Below are 20,727 nucleotides of genomic sequence, written 5' to 3'. Positions count from 1 at the left end.
AAACAATAACTTACATTTTGTTTACATGCTGAAGTAAAGTGCAGTTTTGCTGACAATCAAACATATACAATAATATGCAGGAAGTAGAAAAAATTGAAACGGTGTGTCCATCAGATGTTTTCTTACAGGTAATAAAGGGTAAATGCAAAACCACCATCATCGTGCTTATCAAAAAAGGGCGTAATCGTTTTTCTGAGATGAATAAAACGTTGCCAACTATTAGTGAGCGGATGTTGGCAAAACAATTGGATGAACTGGAAAAGGATGGAATAATTACCCGAAAAGTATTTGCTGAAGTCCCTTTAAGAGTAGAATATTACTTGACAGAGTATGGAGAAAGTATATACCCTATAATCAATGATATGAGAAAATGGGGATATAGGCACCTTGAAATCCAGAAAATTTAGGCACCTATATACTTGGATGTACCGGATAATAAATTACAATATTATTTGTGTTTTGATCAAGTTTTTTTGTTTTACAGATCGTAAAATCGAAAGTATCAAGAACTGTACATCCAAGTATATAGGTGTCTGTCATTTTATTTACAACCACAATAATTCTATTCAATAAATTAGTAAATTTGAATATAAAATTGAATCAGAGACCTACATTTTAAAAGTGAGTAATGAAACCTGATTTCAGAAAATTTCGACAAATAAAGAGATCTAAAGAGCAGGTGGTTTTTCCCTCACTCTTTTTAATTTTTCTTTACGCTTCATTTTCTTCAAGAAAGCTATTATTCATTTATTAATTACAGTAAGAGATTCGTGGATTGGTACTATCTCTGCATTTGAATTGATATTTACCTTGCAGATATTTCGGAGTGGGATTATCTGTGACCTCAGGCGGAGCCATCGACTGTCCGTTATAGGAAGGCATGGTGACCTGTGCTGCGGAACCATTACCTAAGGCCACATTTTTGGCATTGCTGTTTCCATTGAAACTATAATCCATCATGGCATCCAAAAGACGGTAAACACCGTAATAGTCCAATGCATCGAAAGCTATTCGGGAACTTGGCATTGCGTGGTCTGTCACATAATTGTATCCATTTATAGTAGATGATCTAATGTAAATAAAATCTTTTTCAGCATTAGAAATATTGATATTTTTGAAGATATCGATTGCCATCCTGTGATCGTTTACATCATCCTCATCATAGACCTGGGTGATCATTTTGGTGTTGGAAGGAAAACTCTGCAATTGCTGTTGCGTAGTTAATGGACTGTTCCAGTTGAACGAATACCAGGGAGCCATGGTGAAAATAAAACGCCCGTTTTGTCCCCAGCCTTTCTCTTTAAATGCTTTATAGGATAGATCGATACTTGCCCCACCACCAAAGGAATGTCCCATAAAACCGACTTTCAGAGTGTCAATAATGTTGGGATAATCTGCAGCGGCCTTCGTGAAGCCTTCCCAAAGTGTCTGGTACCGGTGATCAACACTGATATCGATGGTGCGGTAAGGAACAAACACTGCCACATAACCTTTCTTTGCAATAAAGTTATACAGTTCTATATTGTATTCTTTGTCCTCACCCCCGAATGGATGCGAGAAGAATATAGTAGGCCTAGGAGAAGTTATCCCTTTAGGATAGAAAATTGAAACCTGTGTTCCTGTGTACTGTGGATTACTGAAGTCAATTTCTGCCACTTCATAGCTTCCGTCTGCACCATATCCCGACACAGGCTTTTGTATAGGTCCATCAAGGCTGGTGTCAAGTTTTGACTGGAGAGGAGCAGCAGCTTCGTCAGTATCGTTAGTGCCTTGAGAGCATGCAGAAGTGGTAATAACTATAATGATCAGCCATAGGTTTAATAGTGTTTTCATTTTCTTTTGTTTTTAATATTTTGCACCATCTCATCTTTGATTTCCTCATATTTTTTGTATTGTCCTGGATCCAGAATTTGGCTCAGAGCATTGGATTTTTCTTTCTGTAAAGCTTTTAGTTTTTTGAATTTAGAGAGTTTACCCTCATTACTTTGTAAGATCGGGTCATTCTTTAGGGCATACTGAAGATTAATATCAGAGACCTGCTCAACTTGTTTGGCATTTAAAGCTAATTTACTTGTCATCCACTCCGTCATCATCTTAGCACGCTGTTCGGGAGTACTGTCCTGTAACTTTTTTGTCTGTGCTGTCACATTTGCAAATGTCATACATAGAAATGCTATAACAAAAAGTACACATTGTTTTTTTTGTTTTAAAATCATCTTGGAAAATTTTAATTTTTAATGAAACAAATGTAGCAAGAACGATTATTTCCTTTAAGATAAAAAAGGATGAACCTGCTAAATTCCAGGGTGAAATTCTTTACTGGTCCAGCCACTTTCTAAAATGCATCGCCTTTGCTTTACTGACAAGGATCTGTTCCTGAGGTAATGGATGTATTTTGACAAGTAACCTCCCATTGAAAAAATATTCCACGGCTTCTACAGCGTTCTTATTGATGATGAATTGGCGATTAGCCCTGAAAAAGACGCTAGGATCCAATTCCTGTTCAAGTTGTTCCAGTGTGAATTCCACTATATATTGTCTGCCGTCGGTCATATGTGCGTATACAATTTCGTTTGCGGTATGGAACCAATTGATTTTAGCCGCTTCCACAGGGATAAGCCTGCCGCAGTAATGGATCAGAAAGGATTTTTTAAATTGTTTTGTAGTATTCTGGAGTTCCTGCAACAGAGATTCTGATTTGCTCTGTTCAATTTTGATATCAGCTGCAATAAGGGTATTGTATTTAAGTAAAGTCCGCTGTATTTCTTCCGTGTCAAAAGGTTTTAACACATAATCAATGCCATTGTTACGGAAAGCCTCGATAGCATAATCATTATATGCAGTAACAAAAATAACGGGTTTTGTTATATTTACCTGCCTGAAGATTTCAAACGATAACCCGTCAGAAAGCCTGATGTCTGAAAATATCAGGTCATGATCTTTATCATTTAAGGCAAACCAATCCACTGCCTGTGTTATACTTTGTAAAGTTTTCACAATTTGGATTTCCGGATTGATTTCTTTCAGGATATATTCGAGATTTCTTGCGGTGGCGGCTTCATCTTCGATAATTACAATGTCTAATTTTTTTTTCATAGCAATGGAAGCTTTACGATGAAATATTTCGTCGTTTGATTGATCTCTATCTCATGATGGGTTTGCAATTTGTATCTTTCATTCAGGTTGATAAGACCAAGTCCGGTGCCTTCTGCCTCACCGACAGCTGGCTGTAGATTATTTTTGATAATGAGCCAGCCGTTTTCTTCAAAAATTTCTACGGTTAAAGGATAGGAAAGTGTAGCTCTGTTATGCTTTACTGCATTTTCTACCAAAGGTTGCAGTGATAAATGAAGGATTTGCTTGTTTAAAAAATCTTCGCTGAAGTTGATTTGGATCTGAAAGGCATCTTCCAGCCGCATTTTTACCAACTGGATATAGGATTTCAGGTGCTCAAGCTCTTTCTCAAGAGTTACGAGATTGTTACCTGAATGGACCAGTGTATATCTGAAGATTTTGGAAAGATGGAGGATATAGTTTTGAGCCAGATTCGGATTCTCCCTCACTATAGCAGAAAGGCTGCTTAGGGTATTGAATAGGAAATGAGGGTTAAGCTGTTTCTGAAGCAATTGCAGTTGTGTCCTAAGGTAAGCGGAATTGAGCTGTTCGTTGATAAGGTCCTTATTTCTGCTTTCACGCATCAGAAGAATAAGGCGGATAACGACAGCGATCATGATACTGCTGAGAAAAAACCGGGCAAAATATCCTCTGATCCTACCTCCCGGAAGTTGGGGAGTTCCAAAAAACAAAGAATGGATCATGCTTCCAAGTATGAGAGTTGCCAGAACCGCCAAGACATTGAATGTATAGAGTTTCCAATATTGTTTGTTTTCTCTAAATACACTAAAAAATTTACCTTCAGAAAGATTAAGATAAAACAAGACGAGACAGAATATAAAATTGTAGATAAACTGAAAACCATACTCCCAAATATTGAACTGCCAGTAACGGGCAATAATCCCGTCACTGTTAAGGGCCATCAGTTTTGCAGAATTGACCATTAGTGTGATCAAAAAGGCACTGTAAAGATGTATTTTTCTCTCATTCTTAATCATTGATACAAAGAAAGTAAAATATTGAAACTAACAATACAATAAACCGGTGAAACTGTAAAATTGGGTGGCGAAAGAATAGATTCTGAAGACCATATCGTAAAAACTAGTGGATAGAAATAGACTTAGAGTATTCCATATATTTGGGAATTGTTAACGTTGTTCAAATGCAAGTCCTCATTCTGTTGTATTTACCATTAAATCCAACTTTAGATTTCATCATAATGCAAAATTATCTTCCGCAGATAAATCAGAGATAGAAAAGTGGGTAGCTGAAATTAAAGAACAGATTGAATAACAGCAAATAAAATCATGAATATTGTTCTATTATGACAAAAACATTCAGTAATTTTAATACTACATCCATTCATATGAATTATAATATCCCTGAAAATCTCAAAGGTCTTACAGAAGCGGAAGTTGAAGCTTCCCGAAAAAAATACGGATATAACCGGCTGGAAGCTGTTAAAAAGAAAACATGGACAGATATGCTTATTGATATTCTGAAAGAACCGATGCTTATCTTACTGATATGTGTTTCTCTTATCTATGTAGTTATAGGCGACTACGGAGAAGCATTATTCATGTTGGTGGCGATAATAGGAGTTACCGCAATTTCTTTCTACCAGGATAACCGAAGTAAAAAAGCTTTGGAAGAGCTTGAAAAACTGAACGAGCCTTTAAGTACGGTAATAAGAAATTCAAAGGTCATTAAAATACCCACTTTTGAAATTGTTGTCGGTGATCTTTGTATTACTGAGGAAGGAAGTTTAATTAATGCAGATGGGAAGATTGTTCACAGTAATGATTTTTCCGTTAATCAGTCTTCGCTTACAGGGGAAAGCTTTTCTGTTTTCAAAGACAATAAATCGGAAGATAATAAAGTTTCTAGCGGAACAATTACTGTTTCCGGATTGGCTGTTTTTGAAGTAGAACAAATAGGAAAAGAAACTAAGGTAGGAAAAATAGGACAGTCTATACTTGGAATAAAAGAAGAAATATCTCCTTTACAGCTTCAGATCCGGAGTTTTGTAAAAGGAATGGCGATTATCGGGCTGGTTGTATTTTTGGCAATATGCATTTTCAGCTATATCAAAACGCAGGATTTTGTTACCAGTTTATTAAGCGGTCTTACATTGGCAATGTCTGTACTTCCTGAGGAAATTCCTGTCGCTTTTACAACCTTTATGGCTTTGGGAGCATGGAAACTGATGCGTGAAGGAATTATTATCAAACGGAGCAGTATTGTGGAGACTTTGGGAAGTGTTACAGTAATATGCACAGATAAGACAGGAACAATTACCGAAAATTCTATGCAGTTAAAGCATTTGTATGATTATAGGTCCGATGCTATTTATGAACAGGAGGATTTTATGACAAAAGAGCTGGATGAACTCATTGATTATGCGATGTGGAGCAGTGAGCCTGTTCCGTTTGATCCGATGGAGATCACTTTGCATAAGATTTATGAGCAGACTAAGGATTCGGATAAAAGGAAAGATTACCAGCTATTTCACGAATATCCTTTGGAAGGAAGACCTCCGATGATGACGCACCTTTTCGAAAATGAACAAAAAGACAGGATTATTGCGGCAAAAGGTGCTCCTGAAGCAATCCTTAATGTTTCTGAGCTTTCAGAAGTAGAAAAGAATAAAATCAGAAAGATTGTAAAAGAATTAGGAGAGCAGGGATATCGGGTACTTGGGGTTGCCAAATCTCATTTTGAAGGAAATGATTTCCCTGAAAAGCAGCAGGATTTTACATTTGAATTTTTAGGATTGACTGTATTTTATGATCCTCCTAAAAAAGGAATAAAAGAGGTGTTTCAGCATATTTATGATGCAGGGATTAAGGTAAAAGTAATTACAGGGGACAATGCGGATACGACAAAAGCTATTGCATTACAGGCCGGGATCATTAATAATGCTCCGGCCGTTAATGGGAGTGAAGTGACCGCAAGTTCAGAAGATGATTTAATAAAGCTTTCTGGAAAAACAACTCTTTTTACAAGAATGTTTCCTGAAGCAAAGCTTGAAGTGGTGAATGCCCTGAAAGCGCAAGGTAACGTGGTCGCTATGTTGGGAGACGGTGTGAATGACGGTCCAGCATTGAAAGCGGCTCACATAGGAGTGGCAATGGGAAATAAAGGAACTGAAATTGCCAAATCGGCAGCAGCTTTGGTTATTACGAATGATGATCTGGAAAAACTGGTAGTAGGAATTGCTGCGGGGCGGAGAATTTATGCCAATATCAAAAAGGCCGTTCAGTATATCATTTCCATTCACATTCCCATCATACTTACTGTTTCCTTACCTTTATTCCTGGGATGGGTATTTCCTCACATATTTACCCCGGTTCATGTTATTTTTCTTGAACTGGTAATGGGGCCTACCTGTTCCATTGTGTATGAAAACGAGCCTATTGAAAAAAATGCCATGAAGAAACCACCGAGAGCACTTACAGATACTTTCTTAAACTGGAAAGAGCTTATGGTAAGTATTGTTCAGGGATTGATTATAACCGCAGGAATACTATGGATGTACCAATATTCTGTTGGGTTGGGGAATGATGAGCCCAAAACAAGATCTTTGGTATTCAGTACTTTGATATTTGCCAATATATTATTGAGCCTGGTGAACCGGTCTTTCTATTACAGTATTTTTGAAAGTTTTAAAAATCGTAATTTTTTATTGGCAGGAATTTCGGCACTGGTTCTTGTATTATTGTTTATCATTCTGTATATAAAGCCGGTATCAGGATTCTTTAGTGTAATCTTCCTTACCATACAGGAATTGGGGCTGACATTGCTAACTGCTGCTATTTCTGTATTATGGTTTGAGGTTTATAAGCTTATAAAAAGACGTTTAGGAAGAAAATAAATAATCATTCTTAACCTAAGGAAACGGAATAATTGGAGGTAATTTTAGAGAGAAAACCGTTTATGCTATAGTTTTTTTACCCGTTCACTATTGAAAAGTTCATTATAGTACTGAATATTGTTTATAAATTTGGACAGGATAAAGCTTTATAATTTTTTGAACCTTTGATCCTTATATTAATGAGATAATGGCTAAAAGAAACAGAGTATTTATTTAAATTATTTTTATATTTGAAAATGAATATTCAAAAAATATCTGACCCCGACTTTCGAAAAGAAATCGAAGCCAGCCAAGGCCTAAAAATGTTTCCGGCAGGTAGCGTAATTCTGGATATTAATTCATATATCAATTATATTCCTTTGGTGATTTCGGGGAGCATCAAAGTAATCCGCACGGAAGAAGATGGGCGGGAAATTTTGTTATATTACCTTACTCCGGGCGAAAGCTGTATTTCATCGATACTTTCCGGGCTTACACAGGACACCTCAAAAGTGAAAGTTGTAGTAGAAGAGGATGCTGAGATTCTGATGATTTCGCTTCAACAGGCAAAAGATTGGCTGAAAAAATATCCCGAGTGGACAGATTTTATCTTTGGACTTTACCAACGAAGATTTGAAGACCTGCTTTCTGTGGTAAATGCTGTCGCTTTTCAGAAAGTTGATACCAGAATATTACATCTCTTGAACCAAAAATCACAGCTTTACAAATCCAAAGAACTTAATGTAACCCATCAGCAACTGGCTGACGAACTCGGAATTACAAGAGAAGCCGTTAGCCGTGTTCTCAAACAGATTGAAACGGACGGTAAAATAAAACTTTCCCGAAATAAAATTACCCTATTGTAACCTTCATCACTGACAGGCTTTTATCCGCACCTTACATTTGCATCATCAATTTAAAAATCAATAAAATGTTAGATGCAATAAAAAACCTTTTCGGAATGGAGAAAACCGACTATGCGGCGCTTTTAAAAGAAGGTGCTGTAATCCTTGATGTAAGAAGCAAAAGCGAATATGACGGAGGACATATCAAAAATTCTATCAATATTCCTGTTGACCAGCTTCAGAAGAATCTTTCGAAACTGAAGGATAAAAACAAACCTGTTATTACCTGTTGTGCATCGGGAATGAGAAGCGCCTCTGCCAAAAGCATTCTTCAGAACAATGGGTACAACAATGTCCATAATGGTGGTGGATGGATGAGTCTTAACAATAAAATCTAATACTGATGGATGCTCATTTTTATAACGTAAACATCTCCTGGAAACAGGACAGAAAAGGAGAAATATCTTCACCGGAGCTTTCTCAATCTGTAGAAATCGCAACACCTCCGCAGTTTCCGAAAGGAGTAGAAAATATCTGGTCGCCCGAACATCTTTTCACCGCAGCAGTAAGCAGTTGTCTGATGACGACTTTTCTGGCAATTGCAGAAAATTCTAAATTGGAGTTTGTAAATTTTGAATGCAGTTCTAAGGGAAAATTAGAACAGGTTGAAGGAAAATTCCTGATGACAGAAGTTATTCTGGAACCTGTCGTTACTATAAAAAATGAATCAGACAGAGAAAAGGCAGTGCGTGTTCTCCAGAAATCTGAAGCCAACTGTTTGATATCCAATTCGGTGAAGTCTAAAATCACAGTGATTCCGCAGATAAGTTTGATGTAGTGTTTATTTCCATAGTTTATAATGTGACCGCCCTTGCAGGCGGTTTTTTTATAAATGCTTCAAAAAAAATCCCTTATGTAACTTTCATCACTGTACAGTAGATTCCGCCAATCTAATTTTGTCTTAAAATTAGAAAGAATGAAAAAAGTGTTCACCTTCATCATTTCAACAAGCTTTTTTACTTCGGTATTTTCACAGCAAACCGTAATGATTTCCAGAACCGAAATTGAAGCCAAATCGCTCAACGAAAACCTTCAGGTCAAAATGGCAAAAAGCGAAGCCAGCCTTGCTCAAACCGAACTTCTCGGAACACGTGCAATGTATCTTCCGAATGTGACCGCATCTTACACCTTTACCAATACCAATAATCCTTTAATGGCGTTTGGCTCGAAGCTGAATCAGGAACGTATTACAATGATGGATTTCAATCCGGATAATCTGAACAGTCCAAAAAGCATCTCCAATTTTGGGACAAAAGTTGAAGTTCAGCAGCCGATTATCAATATGGATGCAGTGTATCAGAAGAAAGCAGGACAAATAAAAGCCGATGTTCTGAACATAAAAACCGAACGCACCAAAGAATATGTGCAGTTTGAGTTGAAGAAAGCCTATATGATGCTTCAGTTGGCGTATAAAATGAAAGAAACGCTGGAAAATGCAAAGGAAACGACACTTGCCAACAAAAAGGTCATCGATAATTATTTCAAAAACGGAATGATTCAGAAATCGGAAGTTTTGTATATGGATGTTCGTATTAGTGAAATCGACAGCCAGATTCAGTTGGCAGATTCCAATATCAAAAATGCTTCGGATTATCTCTATTTTCTGTTGAATGAAGATTCAAAAGACAAAATTTTAAAACCGACCGAACCTTTGGAATATAATGGAAATTTGATTGAAAACGACTTTTCATTAAATACTTCCCGAAAGGATTTGAAAGCGTACAATAAATCGTTGGAAGCTTATGATTTAATGATTAAATCTTCCAAAGCAAAGTTTCTTCCGAGACTGAACGCTTTTGGAAGCTGGGAAATGTACGACAACAAAATTGCGCAATTTGATGCCAATGGATATATGGTTGGACTTCAGTTATCGTGGAATGTTTTCGATGGTCTGAAGTCAAAATCCGAACGGGAAAAATACAAATCCGAACTCCATAAAGCCCAAACCGAAATCGAGCAATACACCAAGCAAAGTCAGTTAGAACTCAACAAAGCAGTGAGGTCGGTTCAGGATGCAGATTCCAAAGTTACGTTCACGAAACAAGCTTGGGAACAGAGCCGGGAAGCCTATAGAATCAGGAAAAACAGGTATGACCAAGGCTTGGAGAAATCAGCGGATTTGCTTTCTGCCGAAACGTTGATGTCCCAAAAAGAACTGGAATATCAGCAAGCTATTTTCGAGCATAACACGGCAATTGCTTATCTGCAATTTTTGAAGAAATAATCAACTGTAAACAAACCTCATAGGTTTTTAAAACCTATGAGGTTTCAAAAAAAAGAAAACAATTACAATGAAAAGATACATTTATTCAACATTAATTCTAGCAGCGATTACTTTACAAAGCTGTTCCTCGAACCAGGAAAAATCTGCGGTTAATACCGATGCTCCTATTTCTGTAACCGTTCATAAGTTGGCAACAGGAGCGAACGGTACTTTTATCACAGCCAGCGGAAAACTGGTTGCAAAAAATTCCGTCAATATTTCCACAAGAATGATGGGCTATATCACTGCAATGAAAGCAGAAGTTGGACAAAACGTAAGAGCAGGGCAGCTTCTGGTAAGCATCAATGCCACTGATATTCAGGCAAAAGGCGGACAAGCCAATGCACAGATTTCCCAGGCTCAGGCCAATTATAATATTGCCAAAAAAGATTACGAGAGATTCCAGAATTTGTATAAATCCCAAAGTGCCTCCCAAAAAGAATTGGACGATATGAGAGCCCGTTACGAAATGGCACAGGCAGGGTTGCAGGCTGCACAACAGATGAAAAACGAAGTCAATGCACAATATCGTTATACCAACGTTACAGCTCCCATTTCCGGGACTATTACGGCAAAATTTGCAGAGCAGGGTGATATGGCAAGTCCGGGAATGCCTTTGCTTACGATAGAATCACCGTCATCTTTGCAGGCGCAGGTTCTGGTTTCCGAGCAAAATATCACACAAATCAATAACGGAATGTCCGTTCAGGTCACTCTGAAATCCTTGAATAAAACAGTTTCCGGAACGGTTTCCGAAATCAGCAAATCGGCAGCCAATACTGGTGGACAATATATGGTGAAAATCAATATTCACAATGCTGCAGATCTGCTTCCGGGCATGTTTGTGAATGTACAGTTTCCTATCAAATCTTCAGAGAAAATCAATCAGAGTTTTCAGGAAAGTGTGATGGTTCCAAAATCTGTTTTGGTAGAAAATGGTCAGCTCACAGGCGTTTATGTGGTCAGTTCACAAAATACGGCAGTATTGAGATGGCTGAAGACAGGAAAAACAATCGGAGATCAGATTGAAATCCTTTCAGGTTTAAATCCTGAAGAATCGTACATCATTTCTTCAACAGGGAAATTGTATAACGGGGCAAAAGTGCAAGTAAAATAGTGTAACAATATATCAATGTATCAATTTACCAATGAAAATCATTGTTACACTGTTAGATTGATTCATTGTTACATAAAAAAAATATTTTTTATGGAAAAAGGATTCGCAGGACGTATCGCCGAGTTTTTCATCAATTCAAAGTTAACAATTCTATTGATGATTGCTTTGATGATTATCGGGGTATACAGTTCTACATTAATACCAAGAGAAGAAGAACCTCAGATTATTATTCCGATGGCGGATGTAATGGTCGGTTACCCAGGCGCCAGTCCGAAAGAGGTGGAAAGCCGCATCGTAAAACCTCTGGAAAAGATTATTTCCAACATCAAGGGAGTAGAGCATATTCATTCGATGGCAATGAACGGACAGGCCATGATTATCGTTCAGTTTTATGTAGGGGAAGATACGGAACGTTCATATGTGAAGCTTTACGATGAGCTGATGAAGAATAAAAATATTTTTCCAAAAAATGTAATGGAACCGGTGGTGAAGACACGTTCCATTGATGATGTTCCGATGCTCGGACTGACTTTGTGGAGTGATAATCCTCATTATAATGATTTTCAGCTTCGCCAGATAGGAGAGGAATTATCTTCTGAAATCAAAAAAATAAAAGATGTGTCTCTTACCAAAACGATTGGTGGAAGAAACCGCCAGCTGCAGGTGATTCTAGATAAAGATAAAATGGCTGAACTGAGTGTAGACGCCCTTTCCGTAATGCAGATGATTCAGGCGAATAACGGAAGCTCCCAATCGGGGAGGTTTGATTCAGGCGATTCGGAATATCTTTTAACGACAGGTCAGTTTCTCAACTCAGCTGAAGATGTGGAAAATCTGGTTGTCGGAACATCGCAGAATATGCCGGTGTATCTGAAGCAGGTGGCAACCATAAAAGACGGAGCGTCCGATCCTGCGAATTATGTAAGCTTCGGATATGGAAATGCTGTAGAAAACGGTAAAAAGTTTAAATCGGAATATCCGGCGGTTACCGTTTCAGTTTCGAAAGTAAAAGGCGCTGATGCAATGAAAATTTCTGAACAGATTCTAAACAAAGTAGAAGGATTAAAGAAAAATCTCATTCCGAATGATGTGCATGTAGAAGTCACCAGAAATTATGGAGAAACCGCCTCACACAAAGTTTCTGAGTTGTTGATGCACCTTGGTGTCGCGATTTTGGCAGTAACTGTTCTGGTAATGCTGGCAATGGGTTGGCGAGGAGGTTTGGTAGTATTCTTTTCGGTTCCGTTGACGTTTGCTTTAACTTTATTCAGCTATTATATTTTAGGATATACCCTGAACAGGATTACATTATTTGCATTAGTTTTTGTGGTCGGAATTGTAGTAGATGACAGCATCATCATTGCTGAAAACATGCACAGGCATTTTCATATGAAAAAACTGCCGTTTAAACAGGCTGCAATTTATGCCATTAATGAAGTAGGAAATCCTACCATTTTAGCAACGTTTACGGTTATTGCTGCGATTTTACCAATGGCTTTCGTATCAGGAATGATGGGGCCTTACATGTCGCCGATGCCAATTGGAGCTTCTATCGCAATGATGCTTTCTCTTTTTGTGGCATTAACGGTTACACCATATCTCGGCTATCATTTGCTGAAAGTAAAAGACAAACAGGAATACACAGAAGAGCAAGGTCTGGAAACCGGCAGGATTTATAGAATTTATAAAAAGATAGAGCAGCCACTCCTAAATTCAAAATCAAAAAGATGGATGATGATGGGGATTACAGTTGTTTTGCTGCTGATTTCCGTAGCTGCATTTTTTACCAAATGGGTGGCTGTAAAAATGCTTCCCTTTGATAACAAAAATGAAATTCAGGTGGTGATTGACATGCCGGAAGGAACAACACTGGAAAGAACATCCGCGGTAACACAGGATATTGCGCAATACCTGAAGACTGTTCCGGAAGTGTTGAATTATCAGAATTATGTCGGGTCTTCTGCTCCGATTACATTCAACGGATTGGTTCGTCATTATGATATGCGTGGAAGCAGTAATACGGCGGATATTCAGGTGAACCTTCTGCATAAGGAAGACAGAGATGCACAGAGCCACGATGTTGCTAAAAACATCCGTCCTGAAATTCAGAAAATAGCTGCCAAATACGGAGCTAATGTAAAAGTGGTGGAAGTTCCACCGGGGCCACCGGTTCTTTCAACAATTGTAGCAGAAATCTACGGACCTGACTACGAAGGCCAGATAAAAGTGGCAAAACAAGTAGAAGATATTCTGAAGAAAACCGATGATGTCGTAGATGTTGACTGGATGGTAGAAGCGCCTCAAAAAGAATTCAAGCTTGTCCCTGATAAAGAAAAAGCAATGCTTAACGGTATTGTTCCTCAGCAAATCGTTGGAAATATGACTTACCTGATAGGTGAATATCCTATTGGAAATCTTTATGATGAAAAATCCAACGACCCTGTAGATATTGTAATGAAGCTAAAAAATGCAGATAAAACCAGTATCCAGGGTATTACAGGATTAAAAATCAAAGGACAGACGGGCTTGGTTCCGGTGAGTGACCTTGTGAAAGCAGAAAAAAAGGAGCTGGACAAAACCATTTATAGAAAAGACCAGAAGCGTGTGGTATATGTTCTTGCCGATATGGCAGGAAAACTGGAAAGCCCGGCCTATGCGATTCTCGGAATGGAAGAAAAACTAAAAAAAATCCAGCTTCCGAATGGATATTCAATGAATGAATTGTATATGAACCAACCTGAAGACGAGGGCAATTATACGGTGAAATGGGACGGAGAATGGCAAATTACATTGGAAGTTTTCCGTGATTTGGGAACTGCTTTTGCGGTCGTGATCATTATTATTTATATGCTGATTGTCGGCTGGTTCCAGAATTTCAAAACACCTATTGTAATGATGGTTGCGATTCCGCTTTCCCTTATAGGAATTGTACTGGGACACTGGATTCTAGGGGCATTCTTCACGGCTACATCTTTTATCGGAATGATTGCCCTAGCGGGTGTAATGGTAAGAAATTCCGTTCTTTTAATCGACTTTATAGAAATTCGTCTGAAAGAGGGAATTCCCATGAAGCAGGCCATTATTGAAGCCGGAGCTGTGAGAACAACCCCGATTTTATTAACAACAGGTGCGGTAGTAATTGGAGCCGTAATCATTCTTTTTGACCCGATTTTCCAGGGATTGGCAATATCACTCGTTTTCGGAGCCATTGTTTCCACGCTTTTGACTTTGATTGTCGTTCCGTTGGTTTACTATGCTACCGAAAAGAAAAAATGGGAGAAAAAGTCAGAATCTGACGACAAGTTTTTTGAAGCATAAAACCAATTAAACATTCATCTTATGAAACTATTATTAATCACCACAATAGAGGAATTAGAAGCAGATGTCATTGATATCCTGAAGCATTCGGGAGTGAAATCTTTTTCCTATCAATCCGTAAAAGGTTTTAAAAACAATAAAAACGAAATGAGCAATTGGTTCGGAAAAGATGATATTGCAGTAAATTCCCTGCTTTTCACGGTTTTTTCCGATTGCAATTGCATTGACGATATTTATAAAAGCGTCAACGAATTTAATCAAAAGCAGAAAACCGTTTCCCAGATTCATATGGCAACGATAAATTTAGAAAATGAAAATTTTAAGTAAAAAGAGATTCGTATCGCTTATCGGAGCTTTTACAGGAGGGGTTGCAGGGTATCTGTATTATTACTTCATCTGCAGTACAGGAAACTGTGCAATCACTTCCCGTCCTTTCAGCAGTATCCTTTATGGAGCAATAATGGGTTGTCTGCTTGTATAGGCTTTCGGAAAAAAAAAAAGTATTAATTGATTAATTAAAAACAACAGAATATTATGCAAACAAGAATAGTACACGCAGTAGCAGGAACCCTCATTTTAGTGAGTTTATTATTAGGAATTTATGTCGATCAGAATTGGTTTTGGCTTACAGGATTTGTGGGAGTCAATATGTGGATTCATGCCTTGACTGATTGGTGTTTAATGTATATGATTCTCAATAAGCTCGGCGTTAAAAAAGACGGCGGAAATTGTTCTGTGTGAATTTTTTTTAAATTGTAACCCTTTCATTATCTTAATGGAAGGGTTTTTATTTTATTGTTTCAACTTCTATGAATATACCATTAATTAAGTCCTGTGATATCCGAAAAAAGGTTAATCAGAAGAATAATTTTGCGGTACACAATCTCAGTGAGCTTGTGAAAGAAGATTTGTATATTCTAAAAACACCTCACAAACATTTTTTTTTAGATTCTTTATGTAAGCAAAGGTACAGGAATTCATTATGTGGATTTCCAGGAATGGGAAATAGAGGATGGGACAATTTTTTTCTTAGCCCTGGTCAGGTGCATGTCCTTAGATTACTTCCGAAAATACGGAACGGATTATGATTAATTTCAATTAAGATTTTTTTAACGATTTTTTGTCTCAGAAAGATTTTATCAATTCTCTGCCAATATTCAGTAAAGTGGGTAAATATGGCTTCCGCAAGGTCGACAGTTGTAAAAGTGAACTGGAATCTATTATTGCCAAGATTTTGAAAGTAATTAAATAATAATGAAAATTGGATTCCCAAATTATAAGGTCTAGGACTGGAATAATTTGCGATGGAAAGGAAATAGCAGCTATCCCACTAAAAGGATCGGCAATTTGATTATCAACTCCTGGCTCATTTGGTTGTGAAAAATGAAAACGATTACGGCGTTTATGGTCAATACTTATAACTATGTTACTTCTCTGTTATACCGAAAATTTATCTGTTTATTTTACAGTGATATTGGTAATAAAGACGCTATTATTTTTCATAAAATAATGAGCAGATAGATCAATTCAACTTGTTTCCAGATAACAGAACGATCAAAGACCATTAATGGAAATATTTTGTCAGGAGATGGAAGTTTTTACTTATTTTTGAGATAACATAAATATGAAAAAATGAATATCAGTAAACAAACCGTTCTATTGGTTGATGATCACAGCATTGTCAGAAAAGGTGTATATCTGCTTATAAAAAAGTATTTTGGCGATCCTACGGTCTTTGACGTTGCTTCCATTAATGAAGCTATTTCAATTGTCAAAAATAATTCTGTCAACTATATTATTTTAGATATAAACTTTCCTGAAGGCAACAGCCTGACTTTTGTCGAATATTTGCGCTCAATTAATAATGATGAAATTAAAATACTGATTTTCTCGGCCCTTGATGAAAACATCTACGCTTTCAAATATATAAAGGCTGGAGCCAATGGTTTTCTGAGCAAGCTTACCGAAGAACATCAGCTAGTGTATGCGCTTGGCAGATTTTTTGAGAATGGCAAGTATATAAGTGAAGAGCTGAAAGACCGGCTACTTGAAAATATGGTGAGAAACAAAAGCGTAAATGATCTTGATACGCTATCGGTCCGTGAATTGGAAATCGCGAGACTGCTTGCTTACGGTTATTCAAATACTTTTATAGCATCGTCGCTCAATATTCAGAAATCGACTGTAAGTACCTATAAAATGAGGATATTCGAGAAGCTGGGCATCAATAATATACCTGCGTTGGTAGAGATTTTGAAAATTAATTAGCGTCAAACTCCAGAAGGATTTTTGTTCCTTCATTTTTTTTGCTGTTTATCTGCATTTTGCAATTGATAAGCGGTAATAGATCTTTGATTATCCTCATGCCAACTTTTGGGTCGGATTCTCTGCCGGGATCATTAATGATTGCAATTTCATCCGCTGTCATTCCAATCCCGGTATCCTGGAATGAAATAATAAGCCCGCCAGCGGAGGATAAAGCAGAGATTTCCAGATATCCGGAATCTGTATATTTAACGGCATTGTCTATTATATTGTGAACAATGATGCTTAGTACATCCGGATTTGTATAAAGAACTATTTTGTTATCGATTTTATTAATTATTTCCAGCTGTTTAAACTCAGCAATTGCATTGAAGAACGACGATCTTTTATTGATAAATTTCTTGAGGTAAACTTTTTCATTTTTACTGAAACTGTTGTTTATAAAAACTTTATTGTAATGCAACGTAGATTCTATGAAAGAAGTGATCTTAGAAATGGAATCCTGAATGGAGTGCACGATTTTTTCCTTTTCGTTCCAGGGAATTGACGTGTCAAGCAGAAAATGAGAACTCATCTTAATATATTTTAAGGGCGTTGTGATATCGTGGGTTATAGTGGTTATAAATTTTTTTTTCCTGATAAGCTGCGCATAGAGTTCTTCTCTTGTGGCCGATAATGACGTAACGGTTTTCCGTAGTTCTATGGTGCTTTCCTCTATTTTTTTGTTCAGTAACATCTTCTCTCGGGTGATTTTTTTTAATCTTGCAGAATAGGTCCAATAGACAATGGTCAGAAAGCTCAGAATGATAAAAAGCCTGAAGATCGTGGTTTCCCAGTAAGCCGGTCTTACAGTCAGCACTATGGTCTTGTAAATGTGATCCGATGAGAAATTTTTAAGTTTCCTGAATATTACCTTGTGCCTTCCGGTATATAGGGAATTGATATATAGACTTCTGGTCTCATCCAGGCGCTGCCAGTCTTTGTTATCTATTTTATACTCGATGCGGTCATTTTTTATATTTCCATAGTTGGTATAGTCCAGAAAGATTCTTAGGTTGTCAAAATTTCTTTCCAGGCTGATTTCCTCTTTTGCAGATATTTCCTGACCATTAACATTTATTTTGTCTATGTAAAAATTTTCACTCGGTAATACCGGGCGGGCTTCATCTATATTAATAAATGCAAGGCCATCCATGGAAGGAAAAACGATGTTGTTAGCTAAATTAAGCCCGTTGGAGTTACTTCCTCCGTTGAACTCCATTGTGAGGAGACCATCTGCAAGCGTATATTTCTGTATATAGATATCACTTACTTTCCTGTAATAATAATCTATCAGGTCCTGCTTTCTTATTTGGAATAATCCATTGTTGGATGAGAGCCAGTAATAGCCTTTATTATCATCTATTACACAATGCACATAAGAAAACGTGTGTTGATTCATTTTGGGCGGACCATATACCTTCCCGGCTTTGTACATGTACAGACCCTTGCCATAGCTTTCTATCCAGACCACATTATCCGGATTACCATTGATGCTTCTGAAGTTGATTTTGGGGACCAGGCAATGTATCACCCTTGTATTACTGTTAAAATAATAAAGGCCGCTTTCTGATGCCAGAAGCAGTTTGTTATTGCCAAGATCGAAAATACCTCTTATAGGCATGGGAACGCTGTAGAATTTCAGCTCTTGGATTTTTCCCTCTTTTAAGATAATGTACCCGAGTTTGCAGCTTTTTTTCTGCCAGGCAGATAACCATATTTTTTGATCTTTTCCCTTGGAAATTGTACATATGGACGAATGGTTCATTCCAAAGTTTAAAAGTGGTGTCAGCTTGTTATTGAAATAATGGTAAAGAATCTCATTTCTTTTAAAAACATAGGCCTGCGGATCTGCTGTCGTTATGATTCCATAGTTGTCGGGCCCTTTTGGAAAAGGTAATACAGTCTTGATGCCCTTTTCATCCAACAATTCACCCTGGCTGGTAATGACATTGTTTCCGGATTTTTCGATGGCGTTGAAAATATTATTTGAAGAATTGCTGACCATATTTATAAAATGCTTTCTGGTCACCAGCAAACCCTTGGTACTCGTTCCCAGGAAAAGAGTTCTGTCCTTTTGCTCATAATAGATACTTGATAGGGAAAGTTTACGGATAGCTTCATTCTCATAGATCGGGGTTGCTACGATTTTTTTATTAGAATACTCAATAAGGTAGATTTTTTTCCCTGATCGGATAAAGACCTGCTGATTGGCATTATTGATAAAATAGGAGGCATTTTCAGGATTATTTTTCAGAGGTAAGGTGAAAAGAGTTCTGGAACCATCACGGTTGATTTCCTCAATCTTATTTGGATTCCTGATATAGAACAATTTGTTGTTCAGCAGAAAAAAACGATAATGCAAATAGTCATCACATTTTGTAATATATTTTTTAACACCATTATCTTGATAGAACAAATGATAATTATCCAGGAGATAGAACTTTTTTTTGGTTATGAAAAAATGAAACCTGTCTTTTTTGATATGTTCCATATTGTGTTCCAAAAGCCTTTGCAGGTTTTCAAATCCATATACGGATAGATCTCTGAAGGATTTTCCACAGCTGTCGTTTACGGTGAAGGCATTTCTTTTTGTTATGAGGGTAGGTATTTCTCCTGAGTTGTAAAATGTGAACAGCCAGTCATCGGACGCACTGCCGTCTATAAGGATGGTTCTGTTTTCAACGCCGGGTACAGTAATATCATATTTTTTGAACGAAGTGCCATCAAAACGGACCAGGCCGTTGTCTGTGGATATCCACAGAAAACCGTACTTGTCCTTCACGATAGATTTTATGGTGTTTTGAGGAAGTTTATCTTCCTGGCTGCTGTACCATCTTTCGTAGAAGTTGGTGTACTGGCTTTTTGCCCAGAAAAAAATGAGAAAACTGAATAGATAAAATTGTTTCATAACATAAAATGTTGCAAAAGAAAATAAAAAATAATGTTCCCTGTGTAGAATTAATACTACAACACGTAGTATTAATTCGGCTTATAAATCATATAAGTTCTAAGTTAACTCTAGGTTAAGCGCTTTAGATTTGCTGAAGTAAAATTAGGTAAACATATATAGGTTATTGCTATAAAAAACACATTACCTGATTTTTAAAAAATGCAAATGATGATTTTTATTTCGCTGATAACCATTGTTTTATAGCGTTCGGCCTTAAGGTATTTATTGAAGCACAAATTATTTAATCTAAAATTGGACAGCGGTGGATATAGACAATAAAATGTTTGCAAATGTATTTTCGGTAGGCATTTCAAAAGTTTTAATTCTTTGTCTTCTGTCATTTAACATTTTCGGACAGTCTTTCTCTGAGAATAACCCGGACATTCACATCATAAGTGGAACAGTTGTCGTTTTTGATGGTGCCCTGAAATTGCCTGTAGGGTCCTCAGGGGCTTTAAAATCAAAAATTTACAAAGCAAAAAAAAGAAGTAGTAAAGAAAAATCACTTTCAGATCGGCTTAGAGACAAAAATTTCAAAAAGAAAGCGGAGAAAGTGGTGTATGATAAACAGTTTTTGGCTACTGGTTCAGGAAGCATTTATACATTTGGTATTTCCAGAAGTTCTTCTTCTATGGCTGTTTTATCGGGCGGATATGGCTTGAAATTCCTGCTTTTAAAATCTCTTTTTTCATTTTCATTTCATTTTCAGGACAACGGAGGAGGTTCTCTATTCTCCGTTTACGATTCATTCTCATTAGATAAGATCTCAATATTTTTTTGTTGCCGCCCACCGCCCATATTAGTTTGAGAGGTGGGGACCCTGGAAAAAACTGTATTGATGATTCACCCTTATAACTAACTAAAAGCACCGTTAAAGAGGTGGATTTAGGTTACAATAGT

The 20,727-nt window shown here is 37.2% G+C and carries 18 protein-coding genes; 13 read left to right on the top strand and 5 right to left on the bottom strand.

What is annotated here, in order from left to right:
* Positions 1-74: 74 nt before the first annotated feature.
* Entirely contained in the window at positions 75-407 is a 333-nt protein-coding gene (locus tag K319_RS0112685) for a winged helix-turn-helix transcriptional regulator (protein WP_027383937.1), read from the top strand.
* 343 nt (positions 408-750) lie between these two features.
* On the opposite strand, the gene K319_RS0112680 is transcribed toward K319_RS0112685, so the two are convergent.
* The 4 genes from K319_RS0112680 to K319_RS0112665 all read right to left on the bottom strand — a co-directional run bounded on the left by K319_RS0112680 (position 751) and on the right by K319_RS0112665 (position 4,112).
* Positions 751-1,833 carry an alpha/beta hydrolase family protein gene (locus K319_RS0112680; protein WP_027383936.1) on the bottom strand — a complete coding sequence of 361 codons (1,083 nt, stop codon included), beginning with the start codon at positions 1,831-1,833 and terminating at the stop codon, positions 751-753.
* A complete protein-coding gene (locus K319_RS0112675; RefSeq protein ID WP_027383935.1) occupies positions 1,830-2,216 on the bottom strand; it encodes a hypothetical protein in 387 nt (128 codons plus the stop codon). Before K319_RS0112675 ends, K319_RS0112680 begins: the two co-directional genes overlap by 4 nt.
* Positions 2,217-2,316: 100 nt before the next feature.
* Positions 2,317-3,096 (bottom strand): LytR/AlgR family response regulator transcription factor, encoded by a 780-nt coding sequence (locus K319_RS0112670; RefSeq protein WP_027383934.1) that lies wholly within the window; start codon positions 3,094-3,096, stop codon positions 2,317-2,319.
* On the bottom strand, positions 3,093-4,112 hold the full coding sequence (locus K319_RS0112665) for a sensor histidine kinase (protein WP_027383933.1): 1,020 nt from the start codon (positions 4,110-4,112) through the stop codon (positions 3,093-3,095). The genes K319_RS0112670 and K319_RS0112665 overlap by 4 nt, the downstream gene beginning before the upstream one ends.
* Before the next feature lie 368 nt (positions 4,113-4,480).
* Between K319_RS0112665 and K319_RS0112660 the strand changes: the two genes are divergently transcribed.
* The 11 genes from K319_RS0112660 to K319_RS0112605 all read left to right on the top strand — a co-directional run bounded on the left by K319_RS0112660 (position 4,481) and on the right by K319_RS0112605 (position 16,838).
* Entirely contained in the window at positions 4,481-6,988 is a 2,508-nt protein-coding gene (locus K319_RS0112660) for a cation-translocating P-type ATPase (RefSeq protein WP_027383932.1), read from the top strand.
* Between the two features lie 236 nt (positions 6,989-7,224).
* A complete protein-coding gene (locus K319_RS0112655; RefSeq protein WP_027383931.1) occupies positions 7,225-7,833 on the top strand; it encodes a Crp/Fnr family transcriptional regulator in 609 nt (202 codons plus the stop codon).
* Between the two features lie 65 nt (positions 7,834-7,898).
* The gene (locus K319_RS0112650) at positions 7,899-8,210 is read left to right on the top strand and encodes a rhodanese-like domain-containing protein (RefSeq protein ID WP_027383930.1); all 312 of its coding nucleotides are present in this window, start codon (positions 7,899-7,901) and stop codon (positions 8,208-8,210) included.
* A gap of 5 nt (positions 8,211-8,215) precedes the next feature.
* Positions 8,216-8,650, top strand: a complete 435-nt coding sequence (locus tag K319_RS0112645) for an OsmC family protein (RefSeq protein ID WP_027383929.1) — start codon at positions 8,216-8,218, stop codon at positions 8,648-8,650.
* 138 nt (positions 8,651-8,788) lie between these two features.
* Positions 8,789-10,096 (top strand): TolC family protein, encoded by a 1,308-nt coding sequence (locus K319_RS0112640; protein ID WP_027383928.1) that lies wholly within the window; start codon positions 8,789-8,791, stop codon positions 10,094-10,096.
* Positions 10,097-10,163: 67 nt separating this feature from the next.
* Entirely contained in the window at positions 10,164-11,252 is a 1,089-nt protein-coding gene (locus K319_RS0112635) for an efflux RND transporter periplasmic adaptor subunit (RefSeq protein ID WP_027383927.1), read from the top strand.
* A 90-nt stretch (positions 11,253-11,342) separates the two neighbouring features.
* Positions 11,343-14,570 (top strand): efflux RND transporter permease subunit, encoded by a 3,228-nt coding sequence (locus tag K319_RS0112630; protein ID WP_027383926.1) that lies wholly within the window; start codon positions 11,343-11,345, stop codon positions 14,568-14,570.
* A gap of 21 nt (positions 14,571-14,591) precedes the next feature.
* On the top strand, positions 14,592-14,897 hold the full coding sequence (locus tag K319_RS0112625; RefSeq protein ID WP_027383925.1) for a polysaccharide deacetylase family protein: 306 nt from the start codon (positions 14,592-14,594) through the stop codon (positions 14,895-14,897).
* Entirely contained in the window at positions 14,881-15,051 is a 171-nt protein-coding gene (locus tag K319_RS21655; protein ID WP_169712670.1) for a DUF6132 family protein, read from the top strand. The genes K319_RS0112625 and K319_RS21655 overlap by 17 nt, the downstream gene beginning before the upstream one ends.
* Before the next feature lie 53 nt (positions 15,052-15,104).
* On the top strand, positions 15,105-15,311 hold the full coding sequence (locus tag K319_RS0112615; RefSeq protein ID WP_027383924.1) for a YgaP family membrane protein: 207 nt from the start codon (positions 15,105-15,107) through the stop codon (positions 15,309-15,311).
* A gap of 891 nt (positions 15,312-16,202) precedes the next feature.
* Complete coding sequence (locus tag K319_RS0112605; RefSeq protein WP_027383922.1) at positions 16,203-16,838, top strand: response regulator; 636 nt, start codon at positions 16,203-16,205, stop codon at positions 16,836-16,838.
* Here K319_RS0112605 and K319_RS0112600 read toward each other — a convergent pair.
* The gene (locus tag K319_RS0112600) at positions 16,831-19,785 is read right to left on the bottom strand and encodes a ligand-binding sensor domain-containing protein (protein ID WP_027383921.1); all 2,955 of its coding nucleotides are present in this window, start codon (positions 19,783-19,785) and stop codon (positions 16,831-16,833) included. The two genes, K319_RS0112605 and K319_RS0112600, sit on opposite strands and share 8 nt — an antisense overlap.
* 322 nt (positions 19,786-20,107) lie before the next feature.
* On the opposite strand from K319_RS0112600, the gene K319_RS0112595 reads away from it, so the two are divergent.
* Complete coding sequence (locus K319_RS0112595) at positions 20,108-20,635, top strand: hypothetical protein (protein WP_027383920.1); 528 nt, start codon at positions 20,108-20,110, stop codon at positions 20,633-20,635.
* Positions 20,636-20,727: the final 92 nt, after the last annotated feature.

The sequence above is a fragment of the Epilithonimonas caeni DSM 17710 genome, assembly GCF_000426465.1.
Taxonomy (GTDB): domain Bacteria; phylum Bacteroidota; class Bacteroidia; order Flavobacteriales; family Weeksellaceae; genus Epilithonimonas; species Epilithonimonas caeni.
The sequence above is the reverse complement of the archived record's forward strand: the minus strand, read 5'-3'. Positions and strand labels throughout refer to the sequence as shown.